Origin of the sequence: Synechococcus sp. NOUM97013, from assembly GCF_014279815.1 — a bacterium.
Taxonomy (GTDB): Bacteria; Cyanobacteriota; Cyanobacteriia; order PCC-6307; family Cyanobiaceae; genus Synechococcus_C.
Genome location: NZ_CP047941.1, coordinates 1 through 12734 on the forward strand (window position 1 = coordinate 1; position 12734 = coordinate 12734).

A 12734-nucleotide genomic window follows, 5' to 3' on the forward strand; every position below is an offset into this window, starting at 1 on the left:
GAGGTTTTTCCACGCTTTCCCCAGCACCTATTACGGCTGTATAGGTAGTTTTTCTAGAAATCAAAAACAGCCCGTAGACAGTCGGACAGCCAGGCAGGCATCAGGGCCATTGCGCTTCGTCCAAGCCTGTGAAACCGTGGAGGCCTTGAAGCGCTCCAGCGAACAGCCTCGCCATGAAACTGGTTTGCTCCCAGTCGGAACTCAACGCAGCGCTCCAATTGGTCAGCCGTGCCGTTGCGTCGCGTCCAACCCATCCAGTGCTGGCGAACGTGCTGCTGACTGCCGATGCCGGCACCGACAGGCTCAGCCTCACGGGATTTGATCTCAACCTCGGCATCCAGACATCGTTGGCTGCATCCGTGGAGACCAGCGGTGCCGTGACGCTTCCAGCTCGACTATTCGTTGAGATCGTTTCCCGTTTGTCGAGTGACTCCCCGATCACTCTCTCCACGGATGAGTCGGGTGAGCAGGTGGAACTCACCAGCCTCAGCGGCAGCTATCAAATGCGCGGCATGCCTGCCGACGATTTTCCCGATCTGCCTTTGGTGGAAAACGGCACCGCCCTCAAATTGGATCCTGCAGCGTTGGTGAAAGCGCTGCGCGGCACACTGTTCGCCAGCAGCTCTGACGAGGCCAAGCAGCTCTTGACCGGGGTACACCTGCGGTTCGATCGCACCAGCCTCGAAGCGGCCTCCACCGATGGTCACCGGTTGGCCGTGCTCAGCGTCAATGACGCCCTACAGGCTCCGCTTGAAGTGGCTGATCCAGACGCGTCTGATGACGCTGCTTTGGCCGTCACTCTTCCAGCCCGCTCCCTGCGGGAAGTGGAGCGGCTCATGGCGGGGTGGAAAGGCACCGATGCGGTGAGCCTGTTCTGTGAACGTGGCCAGGTTGTGGTCCTGGCCGCTGATCAGATGGTGACCAGCCGAACCCTGGAAGGCACCTATCCCAATTACCGACAGCTCATTCCTGAGTCGTTCACGCGCACCCTTCAGCTCGATCGTCGTGCGTTTGTGGCGTCGCTCGAGCGCATTGCTGTGCTGGCTGATCAGCACAACAACGTGGTGCGCATCGGCACTGATCCCGCCAAGGGTCTTGTGCAGATCAGTGCCGATGCGCAGGATGTCGGCAGTGGTTCTGAATCGCTTCCGGCCGACATTGATGGTGAACCGGTGCAGATCGCGTTCAACGTGCGCTATGTGCTGGACGGGCTGAAGGCCATGGATGCCGATCGCATTTGCCTGCAGTGCAATGCACCCACCACACCGGCCATTCTCTCACCTGCGGATGATGGTTCCGGACTCACCTATCTGGTGATGCCTGTTCAGATCCGGACCTGATCTTGGCGCTGCCTGATCCACTGCTGCTCAGTGATCTGCTGCGCCATCGCGTGCGCTGTGATCAGGGTCTGGACTATGGCCTCGGTGTCATGGCCTGGATGCACCCACCTGTGCATCGATTGCTGGGTTGGGTGAGTCGACCTTCGGCCCTCCGTAATTCACGGGCTGTCTGGCGTCTTGATCAGTGTCGAGGACTGGATGATCAGCAGGTGTTCGTGAAGGGATCACCGGCCGAAGCCGATCAGCTCACCCTGGAGCGGTTGCCGACCCTCTTGGATGCCGATCTTCTTGATGTCGAGGGTCAACGCATCGGCCAGGTGGCGGATTTGGCCTTTGTGCCCTCCACGGGAGAAATCCTTCATTACCTAGTGTCCCGCAGCGATCCTCGATTGCCCGGCAGCAGTCGCTGGCGGCTGACGCCTGATCGCATCGTTGATCAGCAACCCGGACTGGTGTCCACAGGCATTCGTGATCTCGACGATCTCCCCCAGGCCCGGGCCAGCGTTCGTCAAGATCTGGTGAGGCGTTCCCGTCATTGGCGGGATCAGCTTCAGCAATTGGGTGATCGTGCTGGCGCACGATTAGAGGGTTGGCTCGAGGAACCACCCTGGGATGACGAGCCAGTTCCGGCACAGGTGTTTCGCGATGACGATCCTGACCCCATGGCGAGTCCCGATCTCCCAGATCCCTTGGAAGACTGGGACGATTCCGATTGGCCTTCGCAGCAGGAACGGGTGAGAGATCGCCGCAGTGATCGCGACGAAGATCCCTGGATCTGAGCTGAGGGGTGTCAAGCCGGCCGTCGGCAACACTGGGAAGAGATGACCTGTTGACTGTGACCCAGTCTTCTTCTGTGGCAGAGACCTTCGATGTCGCCGCTGTCCTCCGTCAGGAAGGGCTCACGCAGCAGGATTACGCCGAAATTCAACATCGCTTGGGACGCGATCCCAACCGCGCTGAGTTGGGCATGTTCGGCGTGATGTGGTCAGAGCATTGCTGCTATCGCAATTCCAGGCCTCTTCTCAGCGGCTTCCCTACGGAAGGGCCTCGCATCCTGGTCGGTCCCGGTGAAAACGCCGGTGTGGTTGATCTCGGCGGCGGCCATCGCCTGGCATTCAAGATCGAGAGCCACAACCACCCCTCAGCGGTTGAACCCTTCCAAGGGGCTGCAACAGGGGTCGGCGGCATCCTGCGGGACATCTTCACCATGGGTGCTCGGCCGATTGCGCTGCTGAATGCGTTGCGCTTCGGCCCGCTGGAGGATCCCGCCAATGTGGGCCTGATGCAGGGCGTGGTGGCAGGCATTGCCCACTACGGCAATTGCGTCGGTGTTCCCACTGTGGGAGGTGAGGTGGCCTTTGACCCCTCCTACAGCGGCAACCCTCTGGTCAATGCCATGGCCCTGGGTCTGATGGAGACCGAGGACATCGTCAAATCAGGGGCTTCCGGCATTGGCAATCCCGTCGTCTATGTCGGCAGCACCACAGGCCGCGACGGCATGGGGGGAGCCAGTTTTGCCAGTGCTGAGCTCAGTTCTGCTTCACTCGACGATCGACCGGCTGTGCAGGTGGGTGATCCTTTTCTGGAAAAGGGCCTGATTGAGGCCTGTTTGGAGGCGTTTCAGAGCGGTGATGTGGTGGCTGCTCAGGACATGGGGGCAGCTGGCCTCACCTGCAGCTGTTCCGAGATGGCGGCAAAGGGTGATGTCGGGGTGGAGCTCGATCTCGACAAGGTGCCGGCGCGCGAAGAGGGGATGACGGCTTACGAGTATCTGCTCTCTGAATCCCAGGAGCGGATGCTGTTCGTGGTTCGCGCCGGCCGTGAGGAGCCTTTGATGGAGCGCTTCCGTCGCTGGGGACTTCAAGCGGCAGTGGTGGGTCGTGTGCTGGCGGAGCCTGTGGTTCGTGTGCTGCAGCACGGTGAAGTGGCGGCGGAGGTGCCGTCCCGTGCTCTGGCCGAAGACACGCCGATCAATCACCACGACCTCCTGCAGGAACCACCTGCTGACATTCAGGAGCTCTGGCGCTGGACTGAAGCGGATCTTCCCTGCCCTGCTCAGCACCACGACTGGGGTCAGGAGTTGCTGCTTCTTCTGGATGACCCCACCATTGCGAGCAAGCGCTGGGTGCATCGGCAGTACGACCAGCAGGTGTTGGCGAACACTGTCGTGTCTTCAGGTGCTGCCGATGCTGCCGTAGTGCGGCTCCGCCCTCAGCAGGGTGAAGGTTCGCTTGAGGCCTCCCAACGGGGTGTGGCGGCCACGGTTGACTGTCCCAACCGCTGGGTTGCACTTGACCCCGAGCGAGGTGCTCAGGCGGCCGTGGCTGAAGCGGCGCGCAATCTCAGCTGTGTTGGTGCCGAACCGCTGGCGGTCACCGACAACCTCAATTTCCCTTCTCCTGAAACACCCAAGGGCTATTGGCAGCTGGCCAAAGCCTGTCGGGGCATTTCCGATGCCTGCCGAGCGTTGAACACCCCCGTCACTGGTGGCAATGTCTCCCTCTACAACGAGACCAAACAGGATGACGGCAGCCTGAAGCCCATTCACCCCACCCCCGTGATCGGCATGGTGGGAGGCGTGGATGACATCACCACTGTGACCGGTTTGGGCTGGCGCAGGGCAGGAGATCCTGTGTATCTGCTGGGTGTGCCCGTGGCCGATGCTGATGCCGGCTCGCTCGGTTTGGCAGGCAGTGCCTATCAACAGCTGGCCATCGGTCGCCTCGCCGGTCGTCCGCCTGAGACGGATTTCGCTTTGGAAGCGCGCGTGGGTGCGTTGGTGCGCGATGGCATTGCGCGAGGACTGCTCGCTTCAGCCCACGACTGCAGCGACGGTGGCTTGAGCGTCGCCTTGGCTGAATCTTCGATGGCCTCCGACCATGGGATCAGCGTCGACCTTGCCGCCGGTGGTGTTCGCACGGATCGTCTTCTGTTTGCTGAAGGCGGCAGCCGCATCGTGGTGTCTGTGAAGGCGGAATGTGTCCAAGCCTGGGAGTCCCTGGTCGGTGCAGCGATGGAGCTACCAATCACGCCGATTGGTGTGGTGACCGATCAACCCAGCCTGGTCATCAAGGTGGACCAGAGACCCTGCTTGGATCTGTCCGTTCAGCAATGCCGTGATGCCCACGCTATGGCGCTTCCGCGTCGCATCGAAGCCGATGTTGAGGTCACAAAATGACCACCACTCGTTTTGCTAATCTTCCTTGCTCAGTTTCCACCGTTTCAATCATTCCCAGCGAGTCAATCAATGCTGTTGTGTTGAACTCTTCAGGGGTGTTGAGTCCGCTTAATTTTTTTAGTTAGAGGTTGTCGTTATGTGTGGAATTATCGGAATGTTCTGTTCTGATTCTGTGAATCAGCAGATCTACGACAACCTTCTATTGCTTCAGCACCGCGGGCAGGATTCTGCGGGGATTGTCACGATGGATAATCACACCTTCCATGTGCACAAGCAACGGGGAAGGGTTCGAGAAGCGTTTCGAACAAGAGATATGCGCAAGCTTCTCGGCAATGTCGGAATTGGCCACGTGCGTTATGCCACACGAGGAGCTGCAGCATCAGAAGATGAGGTGCAGCCGTTTTATGTGAATGCTCCCTATGGAATCACCTTTGTTCACAACGGCAATCTGACCAACACGTCTCAGCTTGAAGAGGATCTGTTCAAGGTGGATCGTCGCCACACCAATTCCTCCAGCGATACCGAGATGTTGGTCAATGTGCTGGCAACAGAGATTCAGTCTCGCCTCACAGGTCCTGATGTCTCGCCGGATCAGCTGTTTGATGCAGTGGCGTCGCTGCACCAGAGAGTCAAGGGTTCCTATGCATCCATCGCTCTGATTGCTGGCCGCGGCATGCTTGCCTTCCGCGACCCCTACGGAATTCGTCCGCTGATCCTGGGGCGACGCACGTCGGATCAGGGTCGCAATGAATGGATTGTTGCCAGTGAATCACTGGTGATTGAAAACAGTGGATACGAGATTGTTCGTGATGTAGAACCCGGTGAAGCCATCTTCATTGATTTTGATGCCAACTTGCATCATCGCCAGTGTGCTCTGTCGGCTCGCTTGGTTCCCTGTGCATTCGAATACGTCTATCTCGCCAGGCCTGATTCCGTCATGAATGGAATCTCCGTTTATGAAACCCGATTGCGGATGGGAGATCTTCTGGCCAAGACCATTGCTGAAGAGTTGCCTGCCGGTGACATCGATGTGGTGATGCCGATTCCTGATTCTGCCCGTCCTTCGGCCATGCAGGTGGCAAAGCAACTTGGAATTGAGTATCGCGAAGGATTCTATAAAAACCGCTATGTGGGCAGAACCTTCATCATGCCGGGGCAGGCAGAGCGTAAAAAATCAGTTCGCCAGAAACTGAATGCTTTGGGGACTGAATTTGCTGGAAAAAATGTTTTGATTGTGGATGATTCAATCGTGCGCGGTACCACGTCCAAGGAAATCGTGCAGATGGCGCGTGATGCAGGAGCGAATCAGGTGACCTTTACCTCTGCCGCACCGCCAGTTCGTTTTCCGAATGTGTATGGCATCAACATGCCTACACGAGCAGAATTGCTTGCGCACGGACGAACAACGGAAGAAATTTCTGACGTTCTTTCAGCAGACCATGTTGTTTATCAGAGCGTGGACAACCTGAAGCAGAGCATTGTTCAGGGGACAGATCTTGATCAGCTTGAAATGTCTTGTTTTGATGGGAATTACGTGACTGGTGATATTGATGAAAATTACTTGAAGTGGTTGGAAGGGAATTGCCGTTCCTGATGGATTTCAACCGTTGAAGTTGAAGAACCAACAATTGTTTAGCTGATCAGTGGCACCAAGCGGGTCAACTGCTCATCCGCTTTCAATGAAAGGTCAGTCGGTGCTTCGGTGTCAGGACTGATTGATTCGCTCAAGATGCGTCCATGACGGCTTTTGCTGGTGATCACTCCTGCAAGATCACTTGTTGCACATACCGTGATCACAGGATCCAGTTCTTTTCCATTGGCGCATAGTTGAAGGGCAATCTCGCCGAGATCTCCCCGTTTGCAGCGACGCAGCGACGCCAAGGACAATCGTGTGAGCCAACCCTTAGCTGTTCCTACAAGAATTTCGCCGCTGTTTCCGGCGGCTGTGGAATCTGCCGGCTGACTCACGGCTCCCACTAGCGTCTCTCCGGGCAACATGCGCATCGCCATCGGACCCTGCGCCAGTTTTCCCATCACGGGCAGACACTGTTCTTCCACGGGTAGGCACAGCACTCGACCGATGTCACTGATCAAGGCCACGGTGCCACCGTCTTCACAGATCACGGCCGACAGCAGTGAGACTCCATCTTTGAGTTTGACAATGGTTGCCGCACGACCGGAGAGCTCCTGCATGTCGTCCAGTGGCAGTCGCTTGAAGCGGCCGTCAGTGCTCAGCAGGCCGAGGGACAGACGCTGATTGGCTTCATCATCGTCCGCAGGTGGGAGTTGCAGGAGGCTGATTACCGAGTCGCCTTCCAGAGCAGTGGGCAGGAATCGTTCCAGCGAACCGGGCTGCTGACCGGCGAATTCCCAGCGCACCAATGCCACTCGTCCCGTGGCGGTGAGCGCCAACAAACGAGGGGCGGGGTGGATCGGCAGGATCAGCTGTGCTGGTGAGGGTTCATAACCCAGATTCACCGGCTCATTTAGATGCAGGCGGCCGAGCAGTTGTGGGCTGACGACCTTCACCTGACCATCGTTTTGAATCAGAAGTTTCGATTCAGGTGGTAGGGCATCCAAAGCCTGCTGACGCTGCAGTTCAGCATTGGGACGCTGGCTGGCGGCCCGTTCAGCGAGGAGATGGTCGCCGCCTTCCACCAGTCGCGTCCGTCGCGGCGTGGCAAAACGCTTTTTGAGCTGGCGCAGCTCCTGCACGAGGGCATCCAGCAGTTGATCGCGGTTGTCGAGGAGCAATTTCAAGCGCTGCCGTTCGGCCCGTAGATCGTCGGCCTCCTGACGCAGACTTTCCTGTTCCAGGCCTGTGAGTCGGCGCAAAGGCATGGACAGAACGGCATCAGCCTGCCGCTCACTCAGATCCAGCTGCACCATCAGGCTCGCCCGGGCGCTGGATGCATCGCGTGCTTCCTGGATCATCGCGATCACTTTCTGCAGCGATGCCAGGGCTGTGGTCAGACCCTCCACCACTTCAAGGCGATCTTCCGTTTTGCGCAGCGCGTGACTGGTGCGCCGGATCATCGTCAGTTCCCGGTAGTCCAGGAAGGTCTGGAGCATGCGCCGCAAGGACAGCTGCTTGGGCTGTCCGTCCACAAGGGCCAGCAGGATCGCGCCGAAATTGCTCTGCAGTGAGGTGCGTCGTTGCAGATCCTTCAGCACCGTGTCTGGATCGGCGTCACGCCGCAATTCGACCACGACACGCATGCCTTCACGGTCGCTTTCATCGCGGATGTCCGCGATGCCGCCGATCTTTCCGTCGTTGACCTGTTCCGCCAGTTTTTCGATCCAGCCGGCCTTGCTGAGTTGGTAAGGCAGTTCCGTGACGATCACCGCCTTGCGTTTGTGACGTCCCTTGCCTGGCTGGACTTCCTCGATGTGTGCCACACCCCGCATCGGGATGCTGCCGCGGCCTTTCAGGTAGGTGTCGCGCACACCACTGCCCAGCAGCACTTCACCACCTGTGGGGAAGTCAGGTCCGGGGATCAGGCTGAGCAGCTTCTCATCGGTGAGGTCCGGCTTGCGTACCAGGGCGATTAAGCCATCCACCACTTCGCCAAGGTTGTGGGGAGGAATGCTGGTGGCCATCCCGACGGCAATGCCTGCGCAACCGTTCAGCAGCAGAAACGGAAGCTGAGCCGGCAGGACGGTGGGTTCCTGTTGAGAACCGTCGAAGTTGGGTGCGAAATCAACGGTGTCGTTGCCGATTTCGTCCAGAAGCCCTTCGTGGGCGATCGGGGCTAGTCGCGTCTCCGTGTATCGCATCGCGGCCGGCGGATCGTCGTCCACGGAGCCGAAGTTGCCGTGACCATCGAGCAGTGGATGCCGACTGGAGAAGGTCTGCACCAGCCGCACCAGGGCGTCGTACACGGCTTGATCACCGTGGGGGTGATATTTGCCGAGCACGTCGCCGACGACTCGGGCACATTTGCGGTAGGGCCGATCTGGCGTCAGCCCCAGCTCATGCATCGCGTAGAGGATGCGCCGTTGAACCGGTTTGAGCCCATCACGGACATCCGGTAGAGCTCGACCCACGATCACGCTCATCGCGTACTCGAGGTAGGAGCGCTGCATCTCCTGATGCAGGGCGATCGGTTGAACGCGCTCCTCGGCCATCCGCTCCGGAATCAAGAAGGCAGAAGGCGCTCAGCCTACAGATCTTCTTCCTGAATCACTCAGCCGATTTGGGATCGGCATTGGCTTCAGCCCGTTCGACGGCCCCCTTCAGGTTGGGTTCCGCCAGCAGAACACCAGTGGCTAGGCGCAGTTTTTTGCCCCAGAGCTGGTTTTCCTGATGCCCCGGCAGCACGTAATTCGGGTCTTCGGCCAGGGCCTGGCGGGCCAGGTCGATCGATTCCTCATCACCGGGGGATTGTTTGTTCAATGCTGCAGCGAGAGCCAGCATCGGCTCGGCGTTGCGCTTGATCTCCAGCACGGATCTCCAGCGTCGGATCGCTTCCCCTGTGTTTCCCATCTCGAACAACACCAGCGCTTGGTTGTTCAGCGCTTCCCAGAAGCTGGGCTTGATGGTTGTGGCTTGTTCAAAGGCTTGGAGGGCCTGACGCAGCTCCGATTGCATTACACGGGCGTTACCGAGATCGAAGTAGGCGCCGGCATTTTTGGGGTCAAGACGCAAGCCCTGATCGAGCAGCGGCACGGCATCATCCGGGCGTTGATCGCGCAAGGCCAGGGAGGCCTCGGCAAACCAGAGTCCTGCGTTCTGTGGATCCAACGACTTGGCCTTGGCCAATGAGCCCGCCGCTGCCTGGAGCTGATCACTGCGAAGCTGTGCTTCCGCCAGCACGGACCAGAGGCGTTCGTCGTTGGGTTGGAGCCGAACGGCCAGTGCGGCCAGACGTGCTGCCTCCTGTGGTTGACCCAGACGTAGCAACTGAGCCGCGGTGCGGCCGATGCCAATGCCTGCACTCTCCAGCTCCTCGGTGCTGGGTGTGTACACGTACGGGACCAGGGCCCGGGCAGGAGCTGAACTCAGGGAGCCCACGGAACCGATCAGCAGTGTGATGGCCAAGTTTTGACACCAACGCTTCCCCGAACGCCCCCAAACTCCCATGGTTGTTTCACAGATCAATCAACACTAGGCGGGCTGTCTGGTTTCGCTGCTGCCGCATTGCGTCGCCACATCCAGGGTTTGATGCGACGCAGTGCAGAACCGCGCAGACGTTCATCCCAATCGTCATCCGTCCATGCCTGGATCGCTTCGGCTTGGAGATCCAGCAGCCAGGGGCGTGGTTGCACATCCGGATCGTCGCTGGAGGGGATTCCGGCTTGATTGAACGGGCAGACGTCCTGGCAGATGTCGCAGCCGGCCACCCATGGCCCTAAAGCTGTTGCCATCGTCTCGGGCAGTTCCGGCTCCCGGTTTTCGATGGTGTGAAAGGCGATGCAGCGCCGTGCATCCACCACAAAGGGTTCGGTGATGGCCTCTGTTGGGCATGCATCAATGCAGGTGCGGCAGCGACCGCAGCGCGCTGCCGCAGGTTGATCGGCCTCCAGTGCTTCCGTGGTGATCAGATGACCGATCACCATCCAGGAGCCACGATCGGCATGGATCAGGTTGCTGTGTTTCCCGATCCATCCCAGGCCCGCTTCTTCTGCCCAGGCTTTGTCCAGGAGCGGTTCTGCATCCACGCAGACACGCCAGCGGCAATCCGGACGTTGCTCCTGCAGCCAGCGCCCCACACGCCGGAGTCGCTGGTTCACCACCCGGTGGTAGTCGCGACCCCATGCGTAGCGGGCCACCGCCAGGCGATCCATGCGTCGTTCGATGGCTACGTGATAGTTCAGACCCACTGCCAGAAGGCTGTTGGCTCCATCGAGCAGCGTCTGGGCTGAGCGACGACGGGGAGCGGCCATCCAGCCCATGGCGCCTTGATGACCGGCGTCCAGCCAGCGCTGCAGAGCTTCGGTGCGCAGTTGCAATCGCGCGCTCCCCGGCAGGCGAGCGATGCCGACCGGGTCGAATCCCTCCTCTCGGGCCCGTTGTTTCAGGGCTCGGCTCAGTGCTTCACGCTCGGATGGAACATCCAAAATCTGACCCTAGAGTTGGGCGCCTTTAGGCATCGTGCCGTGTCCGCTTCCTCAACAGATTCCTCGCTGCGTCTGTCACTTCTGTTGCGCTGGTTGGGAATCACGTTGGTGCTTCTGCTGGGATTGCAGATCGGCGTGGTGCTCAGTGCAGCGGATTGGAGCGACGTCATCTACCAGCAGCTGCTGATTGAGCGGCTGGTGAGTCAGACCCCGATGGGCTTTGTCGGTCTGTTGCTGATGCTGATCAGCTCACGGTTAGACAACCCTCAAACCGCTCGGACGCCGATTCGTTGGGTGGTCTGCGCGCTGTCGGCAGTGCTGGCCCTGATGATGCTCTCCGTGATCTTCATGGGCTTGAGCGGGGGTCAGGAATTGGTGGGTGAGGCAGACCAGACCCTGGATCAGCGCCGTAGCCAGCTGGAGATGGCGCGCCAGCAGTCCGCCAATCCCGACAACGTAAAGGTGTTGGGTGAGCAACTTGCGCAGGCCGGTCAGCTCCCCGCTGATGCCACTGAAGAAGAAAAAACCGAGGCTGCGCAGGCGTTCATCGACAAGCAGCTCGCTCAGATGAGTGACCAGATCAAGCAGGCGGAGCGCCAGCGCAACCTGGCCGTGAATCAGCGACTGTTCGGTGGAACCATCAGCGCCGTGGTGTTGGCCGTGGCCCTGGTGCTGCTGGCGTTGGCCGCAGTTCTCTGACCGCTAATTGGGGACCGCTAGTTAGGTTGGTGAAACACGTTGGCTTCAGGCCCCAGGCGTTCCTTGGTTCAGTCCAACCCGAGACCTGACCTGCCGCTCAGCGCCAGGCTTCAACAAGATCTCAAGAATGATCTGATTGCGGGTCTCCTCGTGGTGATTCCGCTGGCCACCACGATCTGGCTCGCCACGATCGTCAGCAAATTTGTGCTGGCGTTCCTCACCTCGATCCCCAAGCAGTTCAATCCGTTCATCAACCTGAACCCCTGGCTTCAGGATCTGATCAATTTGGCGCTGGGGCTCACGGTTCCACTGATGGGAATTCTTCTCATCGGTCTGATGGCTCGCAACATCGTGGGCCGCTGGTTGTTGGAGTTCGGTGAGGGAACGCTCCAGCGCATCCCCCTTGCCGGTTCTGTTTACAAGACCCTCAAACAGCTGCTGGAAACTTTTCTGCGCGACAACTCGCGCCGCTTCCGGCGGGTGGTTCTGGTCGAATACCCAAGAGAGGGTCTTTACAGCGTCGGTTTCGTTACGGGTGAAGCGGGTCCATCCCTGCGCTCCGATCTGGGCGACACGTTGTTGAGTGTGTTCATTCCCACGGCCCCCAACCCGACCACAGGCTGGTACACCCTCGTTCCCGAAGGTTCGGTGCGAGAGCTCGATATCTCCGTTGAAGATGCCTTCAGAACGATCATTTCGGCAGGCATCGTCAATCCCGATGAACGCGAAGCACCGGTGAACCGCAGTTTTTCCAGCTTGATCGCCCAGTTGCGCGCCTCCGTGGCACCCTCATCGTCCTGAGTCGTCCGTTCGATACGCCTTAACCCATGCAGACCCGCACCCTCTCCCGTGAGCTCGCCTTGCTGGTGCTTGGCCAGTGCGCTGAGCGCGATCGCTCCGCTGCGGTCAACGACACCTTGGATGTGTTGTTGCAAAAGGCCCTTGACAGCCTGATGCAGCACTGGCGAGAGGTGCTCGACCACTGTGCTGGGGATCTGGAGAAAGCTCAGCAGTCCCTGCTTGACAGCGAACTTCAGGACTCTCCGAATGCGGGTGATGCTGCCCCTGTGCGCGAGCACCTGCGCGATTCACTCACCAGTGCGGAACAGGTTCTGAACGGCCTTTCCGCCAGTCTTGAGCTGCCGCGGCTGCTGGCACTGGCTGATCAGGACCGTGTGCGCGAGGAAGCCATGCGCCGCATTCATTTGGTGCTTGATTCTCGCGACACCATTGATCAGCAGTTGGATGGTGTGATGGAAGGCTGGCGTCTGAGCCGATTGCCGCGCATCGATCGCGACATTCTTCGTCTTGCGGTGGTGGATCTCGGTGCCATGAAGACTCCGGCTTCCGTGGCCTGCAGCGAGGCCGTCGAACTGGCCAATCGCTATAGCGATGAGCAAGGCCGTCGCATGATCAACGGAGTTCTGCGTCGGCTGCAGAACGCCACCGTTTAGGCG

At 59.4% G+C, this 12734-nt stretch carries 10 protein-coding genes; 7 read left to right on the top strand and 3 right to left on the bottom strand.

The features are described from left to right. The first annotated feature begins 173 nt into the window (after positions 1–173). The 4 genes from dnaN (at position 174) to purF (ending at position 6112) form a co-directional block, all read left to right on the top strand. A complete protein-coding gene (gene dnaN / locus SynNOUM97013_RS00005) occupies positions 174–1340 on the top strand; it encodes a DNA polymerase III subunit beta (RefSeq protein ID WP_186480254.1) in 1167 nt (388 codons plus the stop codon). A 2-nt stretch (positions 1341–1342) separates the two neighbouring features. Continuing rightward, positions 1343–2119, top strand: coding sequence for an RNA methyltransferase (locus tag SynNOUM97013_RS00010; RefSeq protein WP_186480255.1), 777 nt, complete (start codon positions 1343–1345; stop codon positions 2117–2119). Between the two features lie 56 nt (positions 2120–2175). Beyond that, a complete protein-coding gene (gene purL / locus SynNOUM97013_RS00015) occupies positions 2176–4518 on the top strand; it encodes a phosphoribosylformylglycinamidine synthase subunit PurL (protein WP_186480256.1) in 2343 nt (780 codons plus the stop codon). Positions 4519–4654: 136 nt separating this feature from the next. Continuing rightward, a complete protein-coding gene (gene purF / locus SynNOUM97013_RS00020) occupies positions 4655–6112 on the top strand; it encodes an amidophosphoribosyltransferase (protein ID WP_186480257.1) in 1458 nt (485 codons plus the stop codon). Positions 6113–6150: 38 nt separating this feature from the next. Here purF and SynNOUM97013_RS00025 read toward each other — a convergent pair whose 3' ends face one another. Genes SynNOUM97013_RS00025 through queG form a run of 3 tightly spaced genes read right to left on the bottom strand, consistent with a single transcriptional unit; the run spans position 6151 to position 10578 of the window. Further along, entirely contained in the window at positions 6151–8646 is a 2496-nt protein-coding gene (locus SynNOUM97013_RS00025) for a DNA topoisomerase (ATP-hydrolyzing) subunit A (protein WP_186480258.1), read from the bottom strand. Between the two features lie 55 nt (positions 8647–8701). Then, complete coding sequence (locus tag SynNOUM97013_RS00030; protein WP_186480259.1) at positions 8702–9601, bottom strand: tetratricopeptide repeat protein; 900 nt, start codon at positions 9599–9601, stop codon at positions 8702–8704. Between the two features lie 14 nt (positions 9602–9615). Next, a complete protein-coding gene (gene queG, locus SynNOUM97013_RS00035; protein ID WP_186480260.1) occupies positions 9616–10578 on the bottom strand; it encodes a tRNA epoxyqueuosine(34) reductase QueG in 963 nt (320 codons plus the stop codon). Positions 10579–10617: 39 nt separating this feature from the next. Between queG and SynNOUM97013_RS00040 the strand changes: the two genes are divergently transcribed. The 3 genes from SynNOUM97013_RS00040 (at position 10618) to nusB (ending at position 12731) form a co-directional block, all read left to right on the top strand. Continuing rightward, positions 10618–11277 carry an HpsJ family protein gene (locus SynNOUM97013_RS00040; RefSeq protein ID WP_186480261.1) on the top strand — a complete coding sequence of 220 codons (660 nt, stop codon included), beginning with the start codon at positions 10618–10620 and terminating at the stop codon, positions 11275–11277. Positions 11278–11340: 63 nt separating this feature from the next. Next, positions 11341–12078, top strand: a complete 738-nt coding sequence (locus SynNOUM97013_RS00045; RefSeq protein WP_186469755.1) for a DUF502 domain-containing protein — start codon at positions 11341–11343, stop codon at positions 12076–12078. Positions 12079–12104: 26 nt separating this feature from the next. After that, positions 12105–12731 (top strand): transcription antitermination factor NusB, encoded by a 627-nt coding sequence (gene nusB / locus SynNOUM97013_RS00050; protein WP_186480262.1) that lies wholly within the window; start codon positions 12105–12107, stop codon positions 12729–12731. Positions 12732–12734 lie beyond the last annotated feature (3 nt).